We start from the raw sequence: 25,199 nt of genomic DNA on the forward strand, positions 1-25,199 counted from the left end.
GGGAGGGAGAACAGCGGCGGACGCCCCGGACATTCCCGATCGACGGGGATCCGCTGCGAGAGGTCTCAGGCGAGGACCGCGGAGAGCGCGGAGGACGCGGCCTCGGCCTCCTCGAGCGTGGCGCCCTCGCCGAAGCTGAACCGCACGGCGGTCCGGGCGACGTCGGAATCGAGGCCGAGGGCCAGCAGCGCGGGCGAGGGCTCGTCGCGCCCGGCGGCGCACGCCGAGCCGCTCGAGACGACGACGCCGCGCTCCTCCAGCTCGAGGAGCGTCGACTCGCCGCTGCGCCCGGGGACGGCGTACGCGGCGATCGAGGGGAGCCGGTGCGCCGCGGAGCCCAGCGGCACGGCCCGGGGCGCCAAGGCCGCGACCCGCTCGGCGAACGCGTCCCGGACCGCTCCGACCCGCGCCGCGCGGTCCGGATCGAGCAGGCGCACCGCGGTGCCGAGCGCGACCGCGAAGGCCACGTTCTCGGTGCCCGAGCGCCGCTCCCGCTCCTGGCCGCCGCCGTGCAGCAGGGGCTCGAACGGGAGCCGGCTGCGCAGCAGCAGCGCCCCCACGCCCTTCGGCGCCCCGAGCTTGTGCCCCGAGACCGAGACCGCGTCGGCGCCCCAGCCCGCGACGTCCAGCCAGCCGGCGGCCTGGACGGCGTCCACGTGCAGCGGCACGCCCCGCGATCGGCAGAGCGCCGCTATCGCCGGAACGTCCTGCACCGTCCCGATCTCGTTGCTCGCCGCGAGCACCGAGACCAGTGCGGTGTCCGGCCGGACCAGCGCGGCGAGCGCGTCGAGGTCGAGCAGGCCGGTCGCGTCGACGGGGGCCGTCGACACCTCGAAGCCGTGCAGGCGCCGGAGGTGGTCGGCCGACTCGACGGTCGCCTCGTGCTCGAGCGCCGAGATCACCAGGTGCCGTCCGCGCGGCGATCCCAGCGCGAGGCCCTTGACCGCCGTGTTGATCGACTCCGTGCCGCCGGAGGTGAAGAGCGTCTCTGAGGCGCGGCCGCCGAGGAAGCGGGCCACGTGAGCGCGCGCCGCCTCCAGCGCGCGCGCCGCGGCGTCGCCGAGCGAGTGGCTGCTCGACGGATTGCCGTACTCGGCGGTGAGGAACGGCCACATGGCCTCCAGCACCTCGCGGCGCACGGGCGAGGTCGCGGCGTGGTCGAGGTAGATCACTCGACCGCGATGTCCAGGCCGAGGTCGAGCGAGCGGACGCTGTGGGTGAGCGCGCCGACGGAGATCACGTCGACTCCCGCCTCCGCGATCGCGCGCACGGTCGTGAGGTCGACGCCGCCGCTCGCCTCGACCACGGCCCGCCCGCCGATGAGGGCGACGCCCTGGCGGAGCAGCTCGGGGGTGAAGTTGTCGAGCATGATCGTGTCCGCGCCTCCCGCCAGCGCGGGCTCGATCTGGTCGAGCCGGTCGACCTCGACCTCGAGGTGCGCCGTGTGCGGGATCGAGGCGCGCGCGGCCCGCAGGGCCGCGGTCAGGTCGATCCCGCGCGCGGCGAGCACCGCGAGGTGGTTGTCCTTCGCCAGCACCGCGTCCGAGAGCGAGAAGCGGTGGTTGCGGCCGCCACCGCTGCGGACGGCGTGCCTCTCGAGCGCGCGCAGGCCCGGCGTGGTCTTGCGGGTGTCGACGATGCGGGCGCGCGTCCCCTCCACCGCGGCGACGTACTGCGCCGTCAGGGTGGCGATGCCGCTCATCCGCTGCACGAGGTTGAGCGCGACCCGCTCGCCGCGGAGCACGCCGCCCGCGGGGCCCTCGATCCGGGCGAGGGTCTGCCCGGCATCGAAGACCGCGCCGTCCTCCACGAGCACCGAGCAGCGGATCCGGGAGTCGACCTGCCGCATCGTGCCGACGAGGACGGCGCCGCCGCTGAGGACGCCGGGCTCGCGGGCCACGAGGGCGGCGCTCGCGGTGGCGTCCGCGGGGAGGAGGGTGTCGGAGGTCAGGTCGCCCCAGGGCGCGTCCTCCTCGAGGGCGAGGGTGACGACGCGGTCGATGCTCTGGCGGGTCAGCACGGAAGGGCCGCCTCTCTGGTGGGGGCGGCGGCGCTCGCCGTCGCGGGGTCGGGGGAGTCGATGCGGTGGTGGGCGCCGACGGAGTGCGTGCGCGCGAGCGCGGCGTCGATGAGAGCGAGGGCGCAGGTCAGCAGGTTCGCGTCCTCGAGCGTCCTCTGTCCGAGCGGAGCGGGCGAGGCGGAGGCGACGAGCGCGCCGCGCGCCGCTGTGAGCCCCGCCGCGTCCCGGGAGAGGCCGGCTCCCGCCCACATCGCGTCCTGGAGAGCGGTGCGGTCGAGCGTCATCGGGACGACGGCCCGGGGAGGGGCGACCGGGCCCCCGCTCCACGGGAGGGAGTCGAGGGCGAGCGCCGCGCGGCGCGCGAACACGACGCCCTCGAGCAGGCTGTTGGAGGCGAGGCGGTTCGCGCCGTGGACGCCGGTGCGGGCGACCTCGCCGACCGCGAGCAGCCCGGGGAGGCTGGTGCGCCCGTCCAGGTCGGTCGCGATCCCGCCCATCCAGTAGTGCGCGGCCGGAGTCACGGGCAGCAGGTCGTCGGCGAGCGAGAGCCCGTTCTCGCGGCAGGCCGCCGAGATCGTCGGGAACCTCTTCGCCAGCACCTCGGGGGCGATCGCCCGGGCGTCCAGGTGCACGGGCAGTCCGCCCTGCAGCCGCATCCGCTCCGCGATCGCGCGCGCCACGACGTCGCGCGGCGCCAGCTCGGCCTCGGGGTGCACCCCTGCCAGGAACCGCTCGCCCGCGGCGTCGCGCAGCACCGCGCCCTCGCCGCGCACCGCCTCCGAGACGAGGAAGCCGCCCGGCAGCGCGAGCGTGGTCGGGTGGAACTGGTAGAACTCCAGGTCCGCCGTCTCCGCTCCCGCCCGCAGGGCGGCGGCGAGCCCGTCCCCGGTCGCGACGGACGGATTGGTGGTGTGCCGGTAGAGCTGCCCGGCGCCTCCGGTGGCCAGCACGACCGCGTCGGCCGCCAGGCGCTCGAGCACGCCGTCGTGCAGGACGTCGGCGCCCGTGACCGAGCCGCCCTCCCGCACCAGGTCGACCAGGGCGGCGTGCTCGCGCACCTCGACCGACGAGGCCCGCACCGCCGCCACGAGAGCGGCCTCGATCGCGGCGCCCGTCGCGTCGCCGCCGGCGTGCAGGATCCGCGGACGCGAGTGGGCGCCCTCGAGTCCCCGCGCCAGCTCGCCGCCCTCGCGGTCGAAGCCGACGCCCCACTCCTGCAGCACCGCGACCGCCTCCGGCCCCTCGGCGCAGAGCACCTCGACCGCCGAGCGCACGGCGAGGCCCGCACCGGCGGTGAGCGTGTCCTCCACGTGCAGCGCCACGGAGTCGCCCGGCGCCGTGACCGCGGCGATCCCGCCCTGCGCGGCGCGCGTCGACGACTCCGCCAGCGCGCCCTTGGTGACGAGCAGCACCTCGTGGCGGCGCTGCGCCGTCAGCGCGGCGACCAGCCCGGCGATGCCGCTGCCGACGACGACGACCCGCGCCATGTCAGACCGCCGCCGGCCCGGCGGGCGGAACGGCCGCGAGCATCCGCTCGAGGGCGATGCGCGCCTCGGCCTGCACCGACTCCGCGACCTCGATCCGGTTGAGCACCGTCCCCGCGACCAGTCCCTCCAGCACCCAGGCGAGGTAGCCGGGGTGGATGCGGTACATGGTCGAGCAGGGGCAGACCACGTCGTCGAGGCAGAAGATCGTGTGCTGCGGGTACTGGACGGCGAGGCGCTGCACCAGGTTGATCTCGGTGCCGATCGCGAAGGTCGATCCCGCGGGTGCCGCCTGGATCGCCTTCACGATGTAGTCGGTCGAGCCGTACTCGTCGGCCGCGTCGACGACCGCCATCGGGCACTCCGGGTGCACGATCACGCGCACGCCCGGGTGCTCGGCGCGCGCCTTCGCGATCTGGGCCGTCGTGAAGCGCTTGTGCACCGAGCAGAAGCCGTGCCAGAGGATCACCTGCGCGTCCAGGAGCGTCGCGGTGTCGGAGCCGCCCTGCGGCTTCCGCGGGTTCCACATCGGCATCCGCTCCAGCGGCACGCCCATCGCCTTGGCGGTGTTGCGGCCGAGGTGCTGGTCGGGGAAGAACAGCACCCGCTGCCCGCGCGCGAACGCGTCCTCGAGCACGGTCGCCGCGTTCGAAGAGGTGCAGACCACGCCTCCGTTTCGGCCGCAGAACGCCTTCAGCGCGGCGGAGGAGTTCATGTACGTGACCGGGACGAGCGGCACGCGGCCGTCGGCGTCCGGCTCGGTGCCGTAGAGCTCGGTGAGCTCGGCCCAGGCGTCCTCGACGGAGTCGATGTCGGCCATGTCCGCCATCGAGCAGCCGGCCGCCAGGTTCGGGAGGATCACGGCCTGCTCCGGTCCGGAGAGGATGTCGGCCGTCTCCGCCATGAAGTGCACGCCGCAGAAGACGATGGCCTCGGCGTCGGGCCGGCTCGTCGCCGCCTTCGCCAGCTGGAACGAGTCGCCCACGTAGTCGGCGTACTGCACCACCTCGTCCCGCTGGTAGAAGTGCCCGAGCACGACGACCCGCTCGCCGAGCGTCTCCTTCGCCGCGAGGATGCGGTGGTGCAGCTCGTCGGCGCTCGCCGTCGTGTACTCCTCCGGCAGACGTCCCTGGACCGGGGCGTCGGCCGGGATCGGGTCGGCCTGGGAGGCGCCGGGCCCGTAGGCGGGCAGGCCGAGGTCGAACGACCAGGGGGCCTCCGCGAGCTCGGGCGCGCAGGTGGCGCCGGGCGCGGAGCCGCCCTCGATGAGCCGGATGGTGCTGTCGACGGATGTCACGGTGTTCTCCTCGTGAGGCGGGTGGGGGAGTCGGGCGGCGCGCTCAGACGGGCAGCGGGCCGTTGTCGACGAGCGCCGCCGACTCGTCGTAGCGGTAGAGGCGCGGGGGACGGTGGCGGGTGCCCGTCAGGCGCTCCCCGGTGGGCACCACGGTGCCGGAGCTCTCGATCGTCCGGCGGAAGTTGGCCGGGTCGAGGGGCTTCTGCAGGACGGCCTCGTGGACCTCCCGCAGCTGGGACAGGGTGAAGGCGCCGCCGAGGAAGGCCTGCGCGATGCGGGAGTACTCCATCTTGTTGCGCAGGCGCCAGAGGGCGTAGTCGACGATCAGTCCGTGGTCGAAGGCGAGCTCGAGCGGCAGATCGGTGCAGAGCCAGGCGACGTTCTCTCCCACGATGGCCTCGTCGGCCTCGGCGGAGCGCACGAGCGCCCAGTAGACGATCGACACGACGCGGTCCTCGCCGGGGGAGCGGTCGGTGCCGCCGACGGCGTAGAGCTGCTCGAGGTAGCGCGGAGCCAGGCCCGTGGTCTCGCGGAGAGTGCGGCGGGCCGACTCGGCGAGGTCCTCGTCCGGATGCAGCGGTCCGCCGGGCAGTGCCCAGAGTCCCTCGAACGGCTCGCGGATGCGCCGGACGACGGGGATCCAGACGGTGCTCGCTCGGGTCTCCGGGTGCGGCCGCAGGGCGAAGATCACCGTCGACACGGCGAGCTGCACGTCCGGCATCCGATGTCCCTACTAAGAGTCGCACCGACTGTAAGTGCTGGGATCACCTTAGTGTCACCAACACCTGAACACCTAGCGGGAGAAGCGACACGCCGCTAAGGGCCCGCCCCGCCCGCTAGGCTGACCGCACAACCGAATACCGGGCCGCAATACGCGACGCGGGAGAGCCGACTCCGGTCGGCACCGAAGGAGCAAGCCTCCCCGCCAATCTCTCAGGTCTTGTACCGCGTCGAACTGGCCACTCTGGAAAGCGATCCGCTCGGATCCGCCCATGGTGAAAGCGCTCGACCCCTCGGGGCGGCGCGAATCTCTCAGGCTCCACGACAGAGGGGGAGTTCCCACGGCACTGCTGTGCTCTGCCGCGAACGCGGCGCGAGTCCAGCACTGCGACGAAATGGAGAACTCATGTCCGAGACCCCGACGACCAGCCCCGAAGCCCGCTACTCGCCCCTGCACGAGGTGCACGTCGCCGCCGGCGCGTCCTTCACCGACTTCGCCGGGTGGCAGATGCCGGTCCGCTACTCCGGCGATCTCGCCGAGCACCACGCAGTGCGCACCGCCGCCGGCCTCTTCGACCTCTCGCACATGGCCGAGATCCTCGTCGTCGGCACCGAGGCGGTCGACGCCCTCGACTACGCGCTGGCGAGCGACATCTCGGCCGTCGCCACCGGCCGCGCGAAGTACACCCTTCTCCTGGAGCGCACGGGCGGCGTGATCGACGACCTCGTCGTCTACCGCACGGGCGAGGACCGCTTCATGGTCGTCGCGAACGCGGCCAACCGGCACATCGTCGTCGAGACGCTCCGCGACCGCACCGCGATGTTCGAGTGCGAGCTGTTCGACGAGAGCGACGACGTCGCCCTCATCGCGCTGCAGGGCCCGCGCTCGCTCGAGATCCTGCAGAACGTCCAGGGCCTCGCCGTCGAGACCGAGCGGGGAGCGGAGTCGGTGCTCGACACGGACGACGCCGCCCGCCTGCTCGCGGAGCTGCGCTACTACCGCGCCGTGCCCGCGACCTTCGAGGCGCACCCGATCCTGATCGCGCGCACCGGGTACACGGGCGAGGACGGCTTCGAGATCTACGTCTCGCCCGACTCCGCTCCCACGCTCTGGCAGGCTCTCGCCGAGACCGGCGCCGGAGCGGGCCTCGTCCCCGCCGGCCTCGCCGCCCGCGATACCCTCCGCCTCGAGGCGGGCATGCCGCTCTACGGCCACGAACTCTCCCGCGACGCCTTCCCCGCACAGGCCGGCCTCGGCCGCGTCGTCGCCTTCGGGAAGCCGATCGACTTCGTCGGCCGCGCGGCCAGCGAGGAGGGTCCCTCCGGAGACGCTCCCGTGCTCGTCGGGCTCGTCGGCGAGGGCCGCCGCGCCGCCCGTGCCGACTACACCGTCCTCTCCGGCGACGACGAGGTCGGAGTGGTCACCAGCGGCGTCCTCTCGCCGACCCTGGGCGTCCCGATCGCGATGGCCTACGTCGCCCCCTCCTCCGCGCAGCCCGGGACGGCGCTCGCCGTCGACATCCGCGGCACGCGCCTCCCGATGACCGTCACCGAGCTCCCCTTCTACTCGAGAAAGAAGAATTGACATGGCCGTGCCCACCGAGCTGCAGTACACCTCCGACCACGAGTGGATCCGGGTCGACGGAGAGGTCGCGACCGTCGGCATCACCGCCTACGCCGCGGACAAGCTGGGCGACGTCGTCTTCGTCGAGCTCCCCGAGGCGGGAGCCCGCGTCGAGGGCGGCAGCGTCGTCGGCGAGATCGAGTCGACCAAGTCGGTGGGCGAGCTGTTCGCCCCCGTCGACGGCGAGGTCCTCGAGGCCAACACGGCCGTCGTCGACAGCCCCGAGCTCGTCAACTCCGACCCGTTCGGCGAGGGGTGGCTGATCCGGGTCCGCTTCGACGCCCTGCCCGACGGCCTCCTCGACTCGGCCGCCTACACCGAGCTGGTCGGCGAGTAGATGGCGGCCACCAGGACCCCCGGCGCCTTCGAGTCCCGCCACATCGGGACCGACGCCGACGCGCAGCGCACCATGCTCGCGGCTCTCGGCTACGACTCCGTGGAGGAGCTCGTCACCGCCGCCGTCCCCGAGTCGATCCACGTCCGCGACCTCCCGCAAGTGCTGCCCGCTCCGGCCACCGAGACGGAGGCGCTCGCCGAGCTGCGCGCCCTCGCCGCGAGGAACACGGTGCGTCGGCCGATGATCGGCCTCGGCTACTACGGCACGCACACCCCCGCGGTGATCAAGCGCAACGTGCTCGAGAACCCCAGCTGGTACACGGCCTACACGCCGTACCAGCCCGAGATCTCGCAGGGGCGCCTGGAGGCGCTGATCAACTTCCAGACGATGGTCTCCGACCTCACCGGCCTCGACACGGCCGGCGCGTCGATGCTCGACGAGGGCACGGCCGTCGTCGAGGCCATGCTGCTCGCGCGCCGCGCCTCGAAGGCGCGCACCGACGTCTTCGTCGTCGACTCCGACGCTCTCCCGCAGACCCTCGCGCTGCTGCGCGGCCGCGCGGAGGCCGTCGGCATCCGCATCGTCGAGCTCCCGCTCTCGCGCACCGCCGCGGAGGAGGTGCCGGAGTGCTTCGGCGCACTCGTGCAGTACCCCGGCGCGTCCGGGCACCTCTGGGATCCGTCGGCGGTGCTCGCCGCGGTGAAGGCCCACGGAGGCCTGGCCGTCGTCGCCGCCGACCTGCTCGCGCTGACCCTGGTGCGCTCGCCGGGCGAGCTCGGCGCGGACGTCGCGGTCGGCACCACGCAGCGCTTCGGCGTCCCGCTGGGCTTCGGAGGACCGCACGCCGGCTACCTCGCCGTCCGCAAGGGACTCGAGCGCCAGCTGCCCGGCCGTCTCGTCGGCGTCAGCCAGGACGCGGACGGCCACCCCGCCTACCGCCTGTCGCTCCAGGCCCGCGAGCAGCACATCCGCCGCGAGAAGGCGACCTCGAACATCTGCACCGCGCAGGTCCTCCTGGCCGTCATGGCGGCGATGTACGCGGTCTACCACGGGCCGGACGGGCTCGCCGCGATCGCCGAGCGCGTGCACGGCCGGGCCGCGCTCCTCGCGCGCCTCCTCCTCGACCGGGGCCACTCCCTCCGGCACGCCGACTTCTTCGACACCGTCTCGGTCGTCGTGCCCGGCGGCGCGGAGGCGGCGGTCGCCCGCGCCCGCCAGGCCGGCTTCGACGTGCGCCTGGTCGACGCCGACACGGTCTCGGTGTCGATCGACGAGACGGTCACCGACCTCGAGGTGATCGCCGTCGCGACCGCCGTCGGGCAGCTGGACTCGTCGTTCGGCTTCCTCGGCGGCTCCGCGCGGAGCATCCCCGCCGAGCTCGACCGCCGCACGCCCTTCCTCGTGCACCCGGTCTTCAGCAGCCACCACAGCGAGACCTCGATGATGCGCTACCTCAAGCGCCTCGCCGACTCGGACTACGCGCTGGACCGCGGCATGATCCCGCTCGGCTCCTGCACCATGAAGCTGAACGCTGCCACCGAGATGGAGGCGGTCAGCTGGCCCGAGTTCGCGGGCCTGCACCCGTTCGCCCCCGAGGCGGACGTGCAGGGCTCGCTGGCGCTGATCGACCAGCTGGAGGGGTGGCTCGCCCACCTCACGGGCTACGACTCCGTGTCGCTCCAGCCCAACGCCGGCTCGCAGGGCGAGCTCGCGGGCCTGCTGGCGATCCGCGGCTGGCACCGGTCGAACGGCGACGAGGACCGCACGGTCTGCCTGATCCCCTCGAGCGCCCACGGCACCAACGCCGCGAGCGCGGTCCTCGCCGGCATGCGCGTCGTCGTCGTGGCCTGCGACGAGCTCGGCAACGTCGACCTGGACGACCTCCGGATGAAGATCGCCGAGCACGCGGGCTCCCTCGCCGCGCTGATGATCACCTACCCGTCGACCCACGGCGTCTACGAGCACGAGGTCGCCGAGATCTGCCGCCTCGTCCACGAGGCCGGCGGACAGGTGTACGTGGACGGCGCGAACCTCAACGCGCTTCTGGGCTTCGCCCGCTTCGGAGACTTCGGCGGCGACGTCTCGCACCTCAACCTGCACAAGACGTTCTGCATCCCGCACGGCGGAGGCGGTCCCGGCGTCGGTCCCGTCGCCGCGAAGGCGCACCTCGCGCCGTTCCTGCCCGGCCACCCGCTCGCGCAGCGGCTCGAGCACGGCGTGGGCACGCAGGGCGAGCGGATCGTCCACGGCGGCGCACCGGTGTCGGCAGCTCCCTACGGCAGCCCCGGCATCCTGCCGATCTCGTGGGCGTACGCCCGGATGATGGGCGAGGAGGGCCTGCGGGCCGCGACCGGGGCGGCCGTCCTCTCGGCCAACTACGTCGCCGCGCGCCTCCGCGAGCACTACCCGGTGCTCTACACGGGGGACAACGGGCTCGTCGCCCACGAGTGCATCCTCGACATCCGCCCGCTGACGGCGGCGACCGGAGTGACCGTGGACGACGTCGCCAAGCGCCTCGTCGACTACGGCTTCCACGCGCCGACCATGAGCTTCCCCGTCGCCGGGACCCTGATGGTCGAGCCGACGGAGAGCGAGGACCTCGCCGAGATCGACCGCTTCATCGACGCGATGATCGGGATCCGGGCCGAGGCCGACCGCGTCGGCGCGGGGGAGTGGCCGGTGGACGACAACCCGCTGCGCGGCGCCCCGCACACCGCCGAGTGCCTGACGGCCGAGGAGTGGACGCACCCGTACAGCCGCGAGGAGGCCGTCTACCCGGTCCGCTCGCTGGTGCGCGGCAAGTACTGGCCGCCGGTCCGCCGGATCGACCAGGCCTACGGCGACCGCAACCTCGTCTGCGCCTGCCCGCCCATCGAGGCCTTCGCCTGATCCGCCCGCACGCGCTCGTCCGCAACCGAGGGTGAGAGAGCAGGAACGGAGCCTCGAGCCCGTCCTGTCATCTCCCACCCTCGGCTGCGGACACCGTCGGTCCCGCACAGGCGCGGAGTGGGGCGCAGTCCTCCCGATCCGGGGGGAACGGCGCACGGCGACTCCGGTGCACGAGGGAGCCCGACCGTGGGGAACGCGTGGTGGAGGTGCCGGCAGGGCTCGACGGAGTCGCGACGAGCGAGCAGCTCCACCGTGCGGGCGTCACGCCGCGGCTCCTGAGAGCCGCCGTCGAGCGCGGCGCGGTCCTGCGGCTCCTCGGATGCGATCGGTCCGACGTCACGTCCGCGGAGCCGACGGCGCGAACAGCTCGGGCCAGAGGGCGACGGCCAGCGGGTACCCGACGAACGAGACGATGTCGATGATCGAGTGGGCGATCACCAGGGGCAGGGTGCGGCCGAAGCGCTGGTAGAACAGTCCGAACACCAGGCCCATGACCACGTTCCCGATGAAGGGCCCGATGCCCTGGTAAAGGTGGTAGCTGCCCCGGAGCAGCGCACTGGTCACCAGGATCCGCCACCGCCCCCAGCCCAGATCGCCCAGGCGGGCGAAGAGGTACCCGATCACGACGACCTCCTCCTGCACTCCCGCCCGGATCGCGGAGAGCACGAGCACCGGCACCGTCCACCAGTACGCGTCCAGCGGCGAGGCCACCACCGCCACGGTGATGCCCAGCGCGCGTCCGACGGCGTACAGCGCGATGCCCGGCGCGCCGATCGCCACCGCGAGGACGGTCCCGGTCCCCAGGTCCGCGAACGGCCGGCGCAGGTCGAGCCCCAGGCGCCCGAGCGGACGGCCCGAGCTCTGCCAGAGCAGGAACGCGCAGAGGGCCACCGGCACCAGGTCGAAGAAGAGCGCGAGCAGCTGGTAGACGAGGTCGAAGCCCGGGCGGTCGCTGAGGGCGCCGTTGATCGTCGCGGTCTGGTCGGCCAGTGCGGTCGAGCGGGTGAGCCGGTTGGCGATGGAGACCACCGAGTAGACCGCGGAGGCGCCCAGCGAGAGCCCGAGGACCAGCAGGATCTCGATGCGGATCCGGCGCCGTCCGGGCGCGGATCCTGACAGGTCGGTGGACACTCCGTGCGTCTCCTCTGAAGTCGATGTGTTGCGCGACGGCCGCCCGGTACGCACGTTTCGTGCAGAACAGCGCAAGGATTCCACCTCCCGGTTACCGCTGTGTAACGGTTGCCACACGCTTTTGTGCAGATAGCGGGCGAATACATAGTCTCGTTGAAGGCATCCGCGCGACGGCCACCAGTCTCGTGCGCCGCCGCCGTCGCCACGCGCACGGCACTCCACGCGTCAGGGAAACCACTTCTCGCGCGCCCCCACATCACTGGAGGAATAGTGAACATCAGACGTTACGGATTCGGGGCTCTGGCGCTCGTCGCCGCGAGCACGCTGGTCCTGGCCGGCTGCAGCAGCTCGAACGACTCGGGCGGAGGTGCATCGGGAGGCGACGCCGCCGCGATCATCTCCACGAACGGCTCCGAGCCGCAGAACCCGCTGATCCCGACGAACACCAACGAGGTGGGCGGCGGCAAGATCCTCGACGAGATCTTCGCGGGCCTGGTCTACTACGACGCCAAGGGCGCCCCCGAGAACGACGTCGCCGAGTCCATCGAGTCGGACGACGCGCAGAACTACACGATCACAATCAAGTCGGGCCTGACCTTCACGAACGGCGACCCGGTCACCTCCAGCTCGTTCATCGACGCCTGGAACTACGGCGCCAAGCTGTCGAACAACCAGCTCAGCGCGTCGTTCTTCTCGAACTTCGAGGGCTTCAGCGACACCGAGGACAGCGAGCTCACCGGCCTCAAGGCCGTGGACGACACCACCTTCACCGTCGCGCTCAAGTCCCCGCAGTCGGACTTCCCGATCAGCCTCGGCTACTCGGCGTACTACCCGCTGCCCGCCGCCGCGTTCGACGACATGGCCGCCTTCGGTGAGAACCCGATCGGCAACGGCCCGTACAAGCTCGACGGCGACGACGCGTGGCAGCACGACGTCCAGATCGAGCTCGTCAAGAACGACGAGTACACCGGCCCCCGCGAGGCCCAGAACGGCGGCCTGAAAATCGTCTTCTACGCCACCCAGGACGCCTCCTACGCCGACCTCCTCGGCGGCAACGTCGACGTGATCGACCAGATCCCGGACTCCGCCTTCGGCACCTTCGAGAGCGACCTCGGCGACCGCGCCGTGAACCAGCCCTCGGCCGTGTTCCAGTCCTTCACCATCCCGGGCCGTCTCCCGCACTTCGACGGCGAGGAGGGCCAGCTCCGCCGCCAGGCGATCTCGATGTCCTTCGACCGCAAGGAGATCACCGACGTGATCTTCGAGGGCACCCGCACCCCGGCCTCCGACTTCACCTCCCCGGTGATCGACGGCTACAGCGACGCCCTCTCCGGCGCCGACGTGCTCGAGTACAACCCCGACGAGGCCAAGGCGCTGTGGGCTCAGGCCGACGCGATCAGCCCCTGGGACGGCACCTTCAAGATCGCCTACAACGCCGACGGCGGCCACCAGGGCTGGGTCGACGCGGTGACCAACTCGATCAAGAACACGCTGGGCATCGACGCCGAGGGCGACGCGTACCCGACCTTCGCCGAGGCGCGCACCAAGATCGTCGACCGCTCGATCGAGACCGCGTTCCGCACCGGATGGCAGGCCGACTACCCGAGCCTCTACAACTTCCTCGGACCGCTCTACGTGACCGGCGCCTCGTCCAACGACGGCGACTACTCGAACCCCGAGTTCGACACCCTGCTCCAGCAGGGCCTGTCGGACGCCGACGCCGACGCTGCGAACAAGACGTTCCAGCAGGCCCAGGAGATCCTCCTGAAGGACCTCCCGTCGCTGCCCCTGTGGTACGCGAACGTGACCGGCGGCTACGGCGAGGGCGTGTCGAACGTCGAGTTCGGCTGGAACTCGGTGCCGCTCTACTACGAGATCACCAAGAACTAAGCTCGAACCACTGGGGCGCTTCGCCCGTGCCGTCGGCCACCAGGTCACGGCACGGGCGGAGCGCCCTGTTTCGGTCACAATCGAATGAGGTCCCCATCCATGCGACTCCGGAACCGGCTGGGCTGACATGCTCGCCTACATCGTCCGACGCATCCTGCAAGCCGTCCCCGTGCTCATCGGCACCACGTTCCTCATCTACTTCATGGTCTTCTCCATGCCGGGGAACCCGCTCCTGTCGCTCTTCGGCGACAAGACGCCGAGCCCCGCACTCCTCGCCCGCCTCGAGGAGCAGTACCACCTGAACGAGCCCTTCTTCGTCCAGTACCTGTACTACCTGGGAGGCGTCGTCCGCGGCGACTTCGGCATCTCGTTCTCCGGCCAGTCCGTCAACGAGATCCTCGCCCGCACCTTCCCGGTCACCCTGACGCTCGCCATGATGGCGATCGTCATCGAGATCGTCGTCGCGCTGACCATCGGTCTCATCAGCGGTCTGCGCAAGGGCAGCTTCTTCGACGCGAGCGCGCTGGTCGTCAGCCTCCTGCTCGTGTCGGTGCCGATCTTCGTGCTCTGCTTCATCGCGCAGTCCTTCTTCGCGATCCAGCTGGGATGGTTCCCTCCGACCGTCGGAGCCGACGCGTCGTTCCAGAGGCTGCTGCTGCCCGCGATCGTGCTCGCCCTCTTCGTGGTCGCCTCGGCCATCCGCCTCACGCGCGGCTCGGTCATCGAGACGGCCGGCTCGGACTTCGTCCGCACCGCGTACAGCAAGGGGCTCTCGCGACGCCGCGTCATCCCCGTGCACGTCCTGCGCAACTCGCTCATCCCGGTCACGACGCAGTTCGGAGCCGACTTCGGCCTCCTGATCGTCGGCGCGACCGTGACCGAGGGCATCTTCAACGTTCCCGGAGTCGGGAACACGCTCTATCAGGCGATCATCCGAGGTGAGCGGCCGACCGTCGTCTCCTTCGTCACGGTCATGGTGCTGTTCTACCTCGTGGTGAACATCCTCGTCGACCTGCTCTACGCCGTACTCGACCCGAGGATCCGCTATGCCAAATGAGTCCACCGGCGGCGCGCAGAAGGCCCGCCGCATCGACCACTTCGTGGCCCCGATCGAGGAGACGCCGATCGCGTCGGTCGACGCCGTCAGCCTCGACGAGAAGCCCAGCAACCTCTGGACCGACGCGTGGCGCGACCTGCGCAAGCGGCCCATGTTCTGGATCTCGGGCGTCCTGATCCTCGTCATCATCGCCGTCGCGCTGTTCCCGGGCCTGTTCACCTCGGTGGACCCCCGCCAGTGCGCGCTCTCGTTCAGCAACCAGGGCCCCGGCGACGGCAGCCTGCTCGGCTACACCAAGCAGGGGTGCGACGTCTTCTCGCGGATCATCCACGGCACGTCCACGTCGCTGACCGTCGGCCTCATCGTGATCGTGATCACGACGGTCTCCGGCGTCATCGGCGGCGCTCTGGCCGGCTTCTTCGGCGGCTGGGTCGACACCGTGATCATGCGCCTCGGCGACATCTTCTTCTCGATCCCCTACATCCTCGCCGCGGTCGTCATCATGTCCGTCTTCTCGGCCTACCGGAACGTGTTCGTCATCGCCCTGGCGATCGGCGCGTTCGCCTGGCCGACGACGGCGCGCGTCCTGCGCTCCGAGGTCCTCCGCGTGAAGCAGGCCGACTTCGTCGGCGCCGCCACCGCGACCGGCCTCTCCCGCATGGCGATCCTGTTCCGGCACGTGTTGCCGAACTCGATCGCTCCCGTCATCGTCGTCACGACGATCTCGCTCGGCGCGGCCATCACCGCGGAGGCGACGCTGTCGTTCCTCGGCGTCGGCCTGCCCGGCTCGGTCATGTCGTGGGGCAACGACATCAGCCAGGCCCAGCGCGATCTGCGCACCAATCCGCAGACGCTGATCTACCCGTCGATCGCCCTGACGGTCACGGTGCTGAGCTTCATCCTCCTCGGCGAATCGCTCCGCGACGCGCTCGACCCGAAGGCGAGGGCCCTCCGATGACCGCCACGACACCGAACGCACCGCACGGGCCGCTGCTCGAGGTCACCGACCTCGAGGTCGGCTTCCAGACCGGCAGCGGACTGGTCCCCGCCCTCCGCGGCGTGAGCCTCACGATCGAGCACGGCCAGACCGTCGCGATCGTGGGGGAGTCGGGCTCCGGCAAGTCGACGACCGCCGCGGCGATCATCGGCCTGCTCCCCGGCACCGGCCAGGTCACCGCCGGCTCCGTGCTGTTCGACGGCAAGGACCTCGCGAAGGCGACGAGGACCGAGCTCGAGGACATCCGCGGCCGCCGGATCGGCTACGTCCCGCAGGACCCGATGTCGAACCTGAACCCCGTGTGGTCGGTCGGCTTCCAGGTCGAGGAGACCATCAAGGCCAACGGCCTCGCGACCGGTCGCAAGGAGGTGCGCGCCAAGGCGATCGAGGTCCTGCAGAACGCGGGCCTCGCCGACGCGGAGAAGCGCCTCAAGCAGTTCCCGCACCAGTTCTCGGGCGGCATGCGCCAGCGCGTGCTGATCGGCATCGGCCTGGCCGCGGCTCCCCAGCTGCTGATCGCCGACGAGCCCACCTCGGCGCTCGACGTCACGGTCCAGCGCCGGATCCTCGACCACCTCGAGACTCTGACGAAGACCGACGGCACCGCGCTGCTCTTCATCACGCACGACCTGGGCCTCGCCGCCGAGCGCGCCGAGAAGCTCATCGTCATGTACAAGGGCCGCATCGTCGAGTCCGGCGCCTCGGTGGAGGTGCTGCAGAACCCGCAGCACCCCTACACGCAGCGCCTGATCGCGGCGGCGCCCAGCCTCGCGTCGCGCCGCATCCAGTCGACGGCCGGCCGGGCCGTGGAGTCGGTCTCCGGCGAGTCGGAGGCCGTGCGCGAGGTCGACCTGGTCGGCGCGGGCGCCGCGCACCACGCCGGCGCGGTCGCCTCGGGCGCCCCGATGATCGAGGTCGACGGCCTCACGAAGGTCTTCAAGATCCGCCGCGGCGGCCTGAAGGCCGAGGACTTCACCGCCGTCGACAACGTGTCGTTCTCGATCCCGAAGGGCACCACCACGGCGCTCGTGGGCGAGTCCGGATCGGGCAAGTCGACGATCGCCCGCCTGGTGCTGGGCCTCGAGACGGCGACGTCCGGAGCGATCTCGATCGCCGGTCGCCGGACCGAGAAGCTCAAGGGCCGCGACATGCTGGCGCTCCGGCGCTCCATGCAGCCGGTGTTCCAGGACCCGTACGGCTCGCTCGACCCGCTGCACAACATCGGCAACACCATCTCGGAGCCGCTGCGAGTGCACAAGGTCGGCGACCGGACGTCGCAGCGCGAGCGCGTCCTCGAGCTGCTCGACCAGGTGTCCCTCCCGCGCGTGATCGCTAGTCGGTACCCGAACGAGCTCTCCGGCGGCCAGCGCCAGCGCGTGGCGATCGCCCGCGCGCTCGCGCTGAAGCCGGAGATCGTGGTGCTCGACGAGGCCGTGTCGGCTCTGGACGTCCTCGTCCAGGCGCAGATCCTCCGCCTCCTCGCCGACCTGCAGGCCGAGCTCGGGCTGACCTACCTGTTCATCACGCACGACCTGGCGGTGGTCCGCGTGATCGCCGACGACGTCTGCGTGATGCAGAAGGGCAGGATCGTCGAGCACGCCCCGACGGACACCGTGTTCGACTCGCCGCAGCAGGAGTACACCCGCGAGCTGCTCGACGCCATCCCCGGCGCCGGCATCGAGTTCGCGGTCTGACCGACCGTCACCTGGGCCCCGGCCCCGCCTGGAGCGCTCCTCGGAGCCCTCCGGAGCGGGGATCCGGGGCCCTTCGCCGTGCGGACGCCTCGCTGCGGTACGATGGATGGTCCCCCTTTTGCACGAGAACACGAGACGAGTCCGTATCCATGGCAAGTGCCACCCGCTCCGACCTGCGCAACGTCGCGATCGTCGCCCACGTCGACCATGGCAAGACCACGCTGGTCGACGCCATGCTCAAGCAGACGAACTCCTTCGACGCGCACGCCCACGTGGACGAGCGCGCGATGGACTCCAACGAGCTCGAGCGCGAGAAGGGCATCACGATCCTCGCGAAGAACACCGCTGTCTCGTACAGCGGCAAGCACGCGAGCGACGGTCCCATCACCATCAACGTCATCGACACCCCGGGCCACGCCGACTTCGGCGGCGAGGTCGAGCGCGGCCTGTCGATGGTCGACGGCGTCTGCCTCCTCGTCGACGCGTCCGAGGGCCCGCTGCCCCAGACCCGCTTCGTGCTGCGCAAGGCGCTCGAGGCGAAGCTCCCCGTCATCCTCCTGGTCAACAAGACCGACCGCCCCGACGCGCGCATCGACGAGGTCGTCGCCGAGAGCCAGGACCTGCTCCTCGGCCTCGCCTCCGACATGGCCGACGACGTGCCGGACCTCGACCTCGACGCGATCCTCGACGTCCCCGTGGTCTACGCCTCCGGCAAGGCCGGCCGCGCCTCGGCGAACAAGCCCGAGGACGGCACGCTGCCGGACGCCGAGGACCTGGAGCCGCTGTTCGAGGCGATCCTCAAGCACATCCCCGCGCCGACCTACGACGACGACGCGCCCCTCCAGGCCCACGTCACCAACCTCGACGCGTCGCCGTTCCTCGGCCGCCTCGCCCTCCTCCGCGTCTTCAACGGCACGATCAAGAAGGGGCAGACGGTCGCCTGGGTCCACCACGACGGCACCCACACCAACGCGCGCATCACCGAGCTGCTGATCACGAAGGCGCTCGACCGCTACCCGGCCGAGTCCGCGGGCCCCGGCGACATCGTCGCGATCGCGGGCTTCCCCGAGATCACCATCGGCGAGACCATCGCCGACCCCGAGGACATCCGCCCGCTGCCGGCCATCACGGTCGACGACCCGGCGATCTCGATGACGATCGGCACCAACACCTCGCCGCTCGTCGGCAAGGTGAAGGGCCACAAGCTCACGGCGCGCATGGTCAAGGACCGCCTCGACCGCGAGCTCATCGGAAACGTGTCGCTCAAGATCGTCGACATCGGACGCCCCGACTCGTGGGAGGTCCAGGGCCGCGGCGAGCTCGCGCTGGCCATCCTCGTCGAGCAGATGCGCCGCGAGGGCTACGAGCTGACCGTCGGCAAGCCCCAGGTGGTCACCCGCCAGGTCGACGGCAAGACGCACGAGCCCTTCGAGCACCTCACGATCGACGCCCCGGAGGAGTACCTCGGTGCGATCACGCAGCTCCTCGCCGCCCGCAAGGGCCGCATGGACGGCATGTCGAACCACGGCACCGGCTGGGTCCGCATGGAGTTCATCGTTCCGTCGCGCGGCCTGATCGGCTTCCGCACCGAGTTCCTCACCACCACGCGCGGCACCGGCATCGCGAACGCGATCCTGCACGGCTACGAGCCGTGGGCCGGCGCGATCGTCACCCGCAACAACGGGTCGATCGTCGCGGACCGCAACGGCGTCGTCACCCCGTTCGCCATCATCGCGCTCCAGGAGCGGATGACCTTCTTCGTGAACCCCACCGAGGAGGTCTACGAGGGCATGGTGATCGGCGAGAACTCGCGCAACGACGACATGGACGTCAACATCACCAAGGAGAAGAAGCTGACCAACATGCGTCAGTCCACCTCCGACACCTTCGAGTCGATGACGCCGTCGCGTCAGCTGACGCTCGAGGAGTGCCTCGAGTTCGCCCGCGAGGACGAGTGCGTCGAGGTCACCCCCGAGGTCGTCCGCATCCGCAAGGTGGAGCTCGATGCGAACGCCCGCGCGCGCATGACGAGCCGCCTCAAGAAGCAGGGCTGAGCCCCGGGCGCCTCGGCGCCCGCCCACGACGAGACCGGCCGGAGCGATGCTCCGGCCGGTCTCGTCGTCTCCGCCCGGTGTTGCAGCGTGCAGCGCCGATCCCGTCCCTCGCGGTCCGGATCAGCCCGCCGGACTCGGAGAGGGAGAGGGGGTCGCGGACTCCGCCTCGAGCGTCGAGGTGACGAAGGAGACGAACGCCGCCGCGTCGTCCGGCTTCCCCGTGTACTGCTCGCCGTTCACCAGCACGGTCGGCGTCGACTCGAGCTTCGGAAGGGAGGAGTTCGCGAGGGGGAGCGAGGTGGCCCGCTCCGTCGCGGCCTTCACCCAGGGCCGGAACTCGCCCGCGGTCATGCAGGCGAGGACGTCGTCGTCGGTGACGCCCGCTCCGGTCACCAGCGCCCGCAGAGCGTCGTCGTCGAGGCCCGTCGTCCCCTCCGCCGGCTGCTGCGCGAAGAGCGCCGCGTTCACGGCGAGGAAGCGGTCCGGATCCTCGTCGGCGACGCACGCCGCGGCGTTCGCGGCCCGGCTGGAGTACTCGGAGCCGGCCGAGGAGGAGTCGAGGATCGCCACCGGATGGATCTCGAGCGTGATCGCCCCCTTCGTCAGCCACGACTGCAGCTGCTCGGCGTTTGCCTTCTCGAACTGCCCGCAGTACGGGCAGAGGTAGTCGACGTAGAGGTCGACGGCGACGACTCCGCCTGCCCGTGTGGCGCTCTCGTCGGTCGGGACGGGGGATGCTCCCGGAGCGATCGCCGCGCTCGTCGTCGCCGTCACGGCCGAGCCGTCGCCCGCGAGGACGATGCCGTCGCTGAGCATGTTCGCCGGGCCGGCGCTCGCGACCTCCTGCTGCGACCAGACGTTCCAGCAGACCAGGGCCACGACCGCGAGGAGCCCGACGACCGCTCCGCCCTGCCCGAGCAGCCGGTTCCGGCGCCGCCGGCGCCTCTCGGCTTCGCGGCGCTCCCGCGCCTGCGCTCGGGCGAGCTCCTGGCGCTCGCGCTTGGTCAGGCCGCTTCTCGCACTGTTCCCGGACATCGCCGACGACGCTACGGGCGGAGGCTTCGGCGCGCCGTGGAGTGCGCCCGCCGGATCCTGGGACGGAGTGCGGGTCCTCTCAGGGATCAGGCGAAGAGGCCGGAGCCGAGGAAGTCGGTCTCGTCGCGGGCACCGGGCGGCACCGCGAACACGGCCGAGCCGATGTGCTTCACGTACTCGTTCAGCGCGTCCGTCGCGAGGTTCCGCTGCACGGTGACGAACTGCTCCGGGGAGCGCTGGAACGAGAGGAAGAACAGCCCCGCGTTCAGGCGTCCCAGCTCGTCGTTGCCGTCGACGAAGTTGTAGCCGCGGCGCAGGAGCCGCACCCCGTTGTTCACGCTCGGATGCGCGAGGCGCACGTGCGACTCCTGATCGATCAGCGGGGCACCTGTGGCGCCGGCCGCTGCGAAGTCGGGCTCGGTGGACTCCGTGCCGCCCGAGAGCGGGGCTCCGGACCCCTTGCTGCGGCCGATGACCCGCTCCTGCTCGCCCAGCTGGCTGCGGTCCCACGTCTCGATGATCATCCGGATCTTCCGCGCGACCAGGTAGCTGCCGCCGACCATCCACGCGGGGCCGTCGGAGGACGGGACCCAGACGTGCTCCTCTACGGCGTCGGCCTCCTCGGACTTCACGTTCGCCGTGCCGTCCTTGAAGCCGAAGAGGTTGCGCGGAGTCGCCTGGGCGGTGGACGTCGAGGAGGTGCGGCCGAAGCCGAGCTGCGACCAGCGGAGCGAGGCCCGGCCGAACGCGATCCGGCTCAGGTTGCGGATGGCGTGCACGGCGACCTGCGGATCGTCGGCGCAGGCCTGGATGCAGAGGTCCCCGCCGCCGGCCGAGGGGACGAGCGCGTCGCCGCGGAAGCGGGGCAGTGCCTGCAGCTGCGGAGGCCGGCGGTCGGCGAGGCCGAAGCGGTCGGTGCCGGACTCGTCCGTGAAGAGGGTGGGTCCGAAGCCGACCGTGACGGTGAGCGACGCGGCGTCGAGCCCGAGCGCCTCCCCGGTGTCCTCCGGGGGAGCCGTGTCCGGCCCGTCCACCGCGCCGTTCTCGCCGACCTCGAAGCCCTGGGTCATCCGGGAGGCGGCGAGCGTCCAGTCCTTCAGGAGCTCGACGAGGTCCTCGCGCGTGGTGCCCGCGGCGAGGTCGAACGCGGCGAAGTGCAGCCGGTCCTGCGCGGCGGTGGTGATGCCCGCCTGGTTCGCGCCGAAGAACGGCACGGCGCGCGGGGCGGAGGAGGCCGTCGCGCTCGCGGACGATGTGACGGCCACCGTGCCGCCCACTCCGGCGGCCAGCCCGGCCGTCCCCGCCGAGACGAGGCCGAGCAGCCCGCGCCGCGAGAGGCGGCGGGGTTCGTCGGCGGGCTGCTCGGACTCCGTCGGCCGGGCTCCCTCGTGCTGCTCGGCGTCCACTATGCGGTCGGCTCCTCGACGCCCAGCACCGTGTGGGTCAGCTGCGAGAGCGGCTCGGAGAGAGCGTTGACCGCGTCCGAGAGCTCCTTCTTCTGCTCCGCGGTGAGAGTGGAGTACGCGGCGAAGCCGGAGTCGATCGAGCCGTACTGCGCGAGCAGAGCGTCGAGCTCGGAGAACCGCTGCGTGATCCGTCCGGTGAGGTCGGCGCCCTCGTCGCCGCTGGCGGTCGCGATCGGCTCGACGTTGCCGAACGCCACCTCCGCGCCCTGGACGTTCGCGGCGAAGTCGGTGAGGTCGGTGCTCGACCACCAGTCCTCCTCGCCCGTGATCTTGCCGGCCGCGACCTCGTCGAGCAGGCCGATGGCGCCGTTCGAGATGTCGCCCACCGACACGGTGAAGCCGGGCGCGTTCACGAGGTCGGCCAGGCTCTGCACGTCGTCGACGAGGCCCTGGCCGAACTGGGCGCGCTGCTCGGGGGTGGAGGGCGCCCAGTCGAGGAGCGCGCTCGTGCCGTCGGAGTTGAGGGCACCCTCCGCGGGGGCCCACAGGTCCTTCTCGATGCGGTGGAAGCCGGTCCAGTCCAGGCCCTCGGCGACCGCGTCGACCTCGCGGTAGTCGATGCGCGGGTCGAGGTCGCCGAACGCCTCCGCGGTCGGCTCGATCCGCTCGTAGAAGACGCGGGTCGACGCGAAGAGGCCGCGCGCCTTCTCGTCGTCGCCGGCCTCGTAGGCCTGCGCGAACTCGGCGACCGCGGGGAGCAGCTCGCCCACCTGCGACTTCACGTACGCCACGTAGTTGGTGACCGCCGCCTCCGTCGCCGCCTTCTCGTCCGCCGACTGCGCGGTGGCCTCACCGGTCACGGTGAACTCGCTCAGCCCGACCGGGGCGCCGACCTGCTGGAACTTGCAGGCGGTGTAGTAGGTGCCCGGCTCGAGCTGAGCGACGTAGGAGACGCTCTGGCCCGGGGTCACGTTCTCCTTCTCGCCCACGATCCGCAGCTTGTCCTCGGCCAGGATCTCGAACTCGTTGACGTCCGAGCCGCCGTTGGTCAGTGAGAACGTCACCGCTCCCGCCTCGGCGGTCGCCGTCGACACCTCGCAGGCGTCGTCCCTGATCGCGACGTCGAGCGCGGCGGAGGAGGAGGACGCGGGGGTGTTCGGCACGCAGCCCGTGAGGATCAGCGCCAGGGCGCCGGCTCCGGCGAGGCCGAGGGTGACGCGGGGGAGGGTGGGACGAGCGCGCGAGGACATGCTTCTCCTGGATCGGGGCGAATGCGCCGGCGGTGCCGGAGCGGGTCAGACGGAGGTGGGAGCGGGAGCGGCGACCGGGGCCGCGCTGCCCCGTCGCGGACCGCGCAGGCGGACCTGGCGGACGAACAGGGCACCGACGACGACGAGGTAGAGCAGCCAGGCGGCGAACTGCAGAGCGGTCGGCTCGGGCGTGTAGTTGAAGAGGCCGCCGACCACCGCGGTCACGGGCGGCGGGAGGATCGGGCCGAGCGAGAACAGCGGGGTGCCCCAGCCGGGCAGGAGCGACGCCTCCTGCAGGTCGCCGACGCCGTAGGAGAGGACGCCGGCCGCGACCAGGATGAGGAAGCCGCCCGTCCAGGTGAAGAAGCGCCCGAGGTCGATCCGGACGAAGCCCCGGAAGATCAGGTACGCGATGACGACCGAGCTGAGGATGCCCAGCAGCGCGCCGACCGTGCCGACCCACGCGCTGGATCCGGACCCCGCACTGCTCGAGGACACGCTCGCCCAGACGAAGAGGGCCGTCTCGATGCCCTCGCGCCCGACGCTGATGAAGCCGAGGACCACGATGCCGAGGGCCGACCCCGCGACGGCGCCGTCGAGCCGGGACTCGAGGTCGCCCTTGAGGCTGCGGGCGTTCGCGCCCATCCAGAAGATCATCCAGGTGACCAGCCCGACCGCGAGGATCGAGAGGCCGCCGCCGATGAGCTCCTGGGCCTGGAACGACAGGGTCGAGGGGCCCCAGGTGAGGATCGCACCGGTGACGAGCGAGATCGCGATCGCGGCGGCGATACCGGTCCAGAGCCGCGGCAGCACGTCGCGCCGGCCGAGCTTGGTCAGGTAGGCAACGAGGATGCCGACGACGAGGCCGGCTTCGAGGCCTTCGCGGAGGCCGATGAGGTAGTTTGCGAGCACGCGTGTTCTCTTGGTCGATGGTGGACGAGGAGGGGGCGACTCCCGCCCCGAGTCGATCCGGTCGGCGGGCCTCCGTTGTTCGGTAAGCCTTGCCTAACCCGGGTCGACTGTAGTCCGCTGCCCGGTCGCTGTCCAGAAGCGCCCGCAGCGGAGGCCGCGCAGGACGAGAGGCGGAGAGTGGACGCGGGCCGGGACGCAGCAGCGGAGCGGGTGGTGGCGGTGCACGCCCACCCCGACGACGAGACGATCACCATGGGCGGGACCCTGGCGCGGCTGGTGGCGCAGGGCGCCTCCGTCACCGTCGTCACCGCCACGCGGGGCGAGTGCGGCGAGGTCATCCCCGAGGACCTCGCTCCGCTCGAGAGCTCGGCCGAGCTGGCCGCGCACCGGACGACCGAGCTCGTCGTCGCCCTGACGGCCCTCGGCGTCGCCGACCACCGCTTCCTCGGCGAGGCCGGCGCCCGCGCACCCGGCCTCGCTCCGCGCGTCTACCGGGACTCCGGCATGCAGTGGGGGCCCGGCCGCATCCCGGTGCCGCTCGAGCCGGTGCATCCCGCGTCCTTCACCGCCGCGCCCGAGGACGAGGAGGTGGCGGATCTCGTCGCCGTCCTCCGGCAGGTCGACGCCGGCGTCGTGCTGTCCTACGACGCGGGCGGCGGCTACGGCCACCCGGACCACGTCCGCACCGCCCGGGTCGCCGAGCGCGCCGCCGAGCTGCTGGGCCTGCGCTTCCTCGCCGTCCTCCCCGACGCGGCCCCGCCCCTCCCCGGGGACGTCGTGATCGAGCTGTCCGCCGAGGACCACGCCCGCAAGCGCGCGGCCCTCGAGGCGCACGCGACGCAGCTGGTGGTCGAGGGCGACGAGGCCCGGCTCTCGAGCGGTCCGCCGTTCCCCATCGGCCGCATCGAGCGCTTCCGCCCGGTCGCGCAGGCGGGGCGTCCGGCGCCGCTGCCGGAGGAGCGTCCGACGCTGGGATCTCGGGTGCTGTCGGGCGTCGCCGGAGTCCTGGTCGGCGCGGTGGTCGGAGCGATCACGACCGTCGCCCATCAGAGCACCGTGTCGGTCGGCGGTGTCGTCCTCCCGGTCGGCCTCGCCGCCTCCCTCGCCGGCGTGCTGCTGCTCCTGCTCGGGCTGCGCCTCGTGCTCATCGACCGGTTCGTCGCGTTCTGCACCGCGATGGGCCTGCTCGGGATGATCGGGCTGCTCGCCCTGCGCAGCACGGGCGGATCCGTCCTCGTCCCGGCGAACGGCCTCGGCGTGGCCTGGACCTTCCTCCCCGCCCTCATCGCCCTCGTCGTGATCGCCTGGCCACGGCTGCGGGCGGCCGCCGCCCCGCGGCCCGCGGACGCCGACGCCCCGTCGGCCCCCGTACGATAGAGACACTGTTCGAAGGGACCTGGAG

Annotated in this window: 19 protein-coding genes and 1 riboswitch; of the genes, 9 read left to right on the top strand and 10 right to left on the bottom strand. The window is 71.8% G+C overall.

Annotated features, from left to right (window positions below; all coding sequences use genetic code 11):
* Positions 1 to 65: 65 nt before the first annotated feature.
* From C5B95_RS00710 to C5B95_RS00730, 5 genes are read right to left on the bottom strand one after another with little or no spacing between them, the layout of a single operon-like run.
* On the bottom strand, positions 66 to 1,172 hold the full coding sequence (locus C5B95_RS00710) for a cysteine desulfurase family protein (protein WP_104348257.1): 1,107 nt from the start codon (positions 1,170 to 1,172) through the stop codon (positions 66 to 68).
* Positions 1,169 to 2,020, bottom strand: a complete 852-nt coding sequence (gene nadC / locus C5B95_RS00715) for a carboxylating nicotinate-nucleotide diphosphorylase (RefSeq protein ID WP_104348258.1) — start codon at positions 2,018 to 2,020, stop codon at positions 1,169 to 1,171. Before nadC ends, C5B95_RS00710 begins: the two co-directional genes overlap by 4 nt.
* The gene (nadB, locus tag C5B95_RS00720; protein ID WP_104348259.1) at positions 2,014 to 3,507 is read right to left on the bottom strand and encodes an L-aspartate oxidase; all 1,494 of its coding nucleotides are present in this window, start codon (positions 3,505 to 3,507) and stop codon (positions 2,014 to 2,016) included. The genes nadC and nadB overlap by 7 nt, the downstream gene beginning before the upstream one ends.
* 1 nt (position 3,508) lies before the next feature.
* Positions 3,509 to 4,801 (bottom strand): quinolinate synthase NadA, encoded by a 1,293-nt coding sequence (gene nadA / locus C5B95_RS00725; protein ID WP_104222968.1) that lies wholly within the window; start codon positions 4,799 to 4,801, stop codon positions 3,509 to 3,511.
* A 43-nt stretch (positions 4,802 to 4,844) separates the two neighbouring features.
* Positions 4,845 to 5,522, bottom strand: coding sequence for an NUDIX domain-containing protein (locus tag C5B95_RS00730; RefSeq protein ID WP_104348260.1), 678 nt, complete (start codon positions 5,520 to 5,522; stop codon positions 4,845 to 4,847).
* A gap of 149 nt (positions 5,523 to 5,671) precedes the next feature.
* Positions 5,672 to 5,759, top strand: a riboswitch (glycine riboswitch).
* A gap of 168 nt (positions 5,760 to 5,927) precedes the next feature.
* On the opposite strand from C5B95_RS00730, the gene gcvT reads away from it, so the two are divergent.
* Genes gcvT through gcvP form a run of 3 tightly spaced genes read left to right on the top strand, consistent with a single transcriptional unit; the run spans position 5,928 to position 10,371 of the window.
* Entirely contained in the window at positions 5,928 to 7,106 is a 1,179-nt protein-coding gene (gene gcvT, locus C5B95_RS00735; RefSeq protein ID WP_104348261.1) for a glycine cleavage system aminomethyltransferase GcvT, read from the top strand.
* A 1-nt stretch (position 7,107) separates the two neighbouring features.
* Positions 7,108 to 7,482, top strand: coding sequence for a glycine cleavage system protein GcvH (gene gcvH / locus C5B95_RS00740; protein ID WP_104237541.1), 375 nt, complete (start codon positions 7,108 to 7,110; stop codon positions 7,480 to 7,482).
* A complete protein-coding gene (gcvP, locus tag C5B95_RS00745; RefSeq protein ID WP_104348262.1) occupies positions 7,483 to 10,371 on the top strand; it encodes an aminomethyl-transferring glycine dehydrogenase in 2,889 nt (962 codons plus the stop codon).
* A 336-nt stretch (positions 10,372 to 10,707) separates the two neighbouring features.
* On the opposite strand, the gene C5B95_RS00750 is transcribed toward gcvP, so the two are convergent.
* Positions 10,708 to 11,502, bottom strand: coding sequence for a CPBP family intramembrane glutamic endopeptidase (locus C5B95_RS00750; RefSeq protein ID WP_258059724.1), 795 nt, complete (start codon positions 11,500 to 11,502; stop codon positions 10,708 to 10,710).
* Between the two features lie 270 nt (positions 11,503 to 11,772).
* Between C5B95_RS00750 and C5B95_RS00755 the strand changes: the two genes are divergently transcribed.
* The 5 genes from C5B95_RS00755 (at position 11,773) to typA (ending at position 19,194) form a co-directional block, all read left to right on the top strand.
* Complete coding sequence (locus C5B95_RS00755) at positions 11,773 to 13,392, top strand: ABC transporter substrate-binding protein (protein WP_104222974.1); 1,620 nt, start codon at positions 11,773 to 11,775, stop codon at positions 13,390 to 13,392.
* A 127-nt stretch (positions 13,393 to 13,519) separates the two neighbouring features.
* On the top strand, positions 13,520 to 14,449 hold the full coding sequence (locus tag C5B95_RS00760) for an ABC transporter permease (protein ID WP_104222975.1): 930 nt from the start codon (positions 13,520 to 13,522) through the stop codon (positions 14,447 to 14,449).
* Positions 14,439 to 15,407, top strand: coding sequence for an ABC transporter permease (locus tag C5B95_RS00765; RefSeq protein WP_104348263.1), 969 nt, complete (start codon positions 14,439 to 14,441; stop codon positions 15,405 to 15,407). Before C5B95_RS00760 ends, C5B95_RS00765 begins: the two co-directional genes overlap by 11 nt.
* The gene (locus tag C5B95_RS00770) at positions 15,404 to 17,140 is read left to right on the top strand and encodes an ABC transporter ATP-binding protein (RefSeq protein WP_104260189.1); all 1,737 of its coding nucleotides are present in this window, start codon (positions 15,404 to 15,406) and stop codon (positions 17,138 to 17,140) included. Before C5B95_RS00765 ends, C5B95_RS00770 begins: the two co-directional genes overlap by 4 nt.
* A 149-nt stretch (positions 17,141 to 17,289) precedes the next feature.
* Entirely contained in the window at positions 17,290 to 19,194 is a 1,905-nt protein-coding gene (typA, locus tag C5B95_RS00775) for a translational GTPase TypA (protein ID WP_104222978.1), read from the top strand.
* Between the two features lie 120 nt (positions 19,195 to 19,314).
* Here the strand turns inward: typA and C5B95_RS00780 are convergent, their stop codons facing one another.
* The 4 genes from C5B95_RS00780 to efeU form a co-directional block, all read right to left on the bottom strand.
* Positions 19,315 to 20,229, bottom strand: a complete 915-nt coding sequence (locus C5B95_RS00780) for a thioredoxin domain-containing protein (RefSeq protein WP_104348264.1) — start codon at positions 20,227 to 20,229, stop codon at positions 19,315 to 19,317.
* A gap of 86 nt (positions 20,230 to 20,315) precedes the next feature.
* The gene (gene efeB / locus C5B95_RS00785) at positions 20,316 to 21,635 is read right to left on the bottom strand and encodes an iron uptake transporter deferrochelatase/peroxidase subunit (RefSeq protein ID WP_104348265.1); all 1,320 of its coding nucleotides are present in this window, start codon (positions 21,633 to 21,635) and stop codon (positions 20,316 to 20,318) included.
* Complete coding sequence (gene efeO, locus C5B95_RS00790; RefSeq protein WP_104335114.1) at positions 21,635 to 22,885, bottom strand: iron uptake system protein EfeO; 1,251 nt, start codon at positions 22,883 to 22,885, stop codon at positions 21,635 to 21,637. The genes efeB and efeO overlap by 1 nt, the downstream gene beginning before the upstream one ends.
* Before the next feature lie 45 nt (positions 22,886 to 22,930).
* Positions 22,931 to 23,797, bottom strand: coding sequence for an iron uptake transporter permease EfeU (gene efeU / locus C5B95_RS00795; RefSeq protein ID WP_104232741.1), 867 nt, complete (start codon positions 23,795 to 23,797; stop codon positions 22,931 to 22,933).
* A gap of 177 nt (positions 23,798 to 23,974) precedes the next feature.
* On the opposite strand from efeU, the gene C5B95_RS00800 reads away from it, so the two are divergent.
* Positions 23,975 to 25,174 (top strand): PIG-L family deacetylase, encoded by a 1,200-nt coding sequence (locus C5B95_RS00800; protein ID WP_146076467.1) that lies wholly within the window; start codon positions 23,975 to 23,977, stop codon positions 25,172 to 25,174.
* Positions 25,175 to 25,199 lie beyond the last annotated feature (25 nt).

Origin of the sequence: Rathayibacter sp. AY1A7, assembly GCF_002930845.1 — a bacterium.
Lineage (GTDB): Bacteria > Actinomycetota > Actinomycetes > Actinomycetales > Microbacteriaceae > Rathayibacter.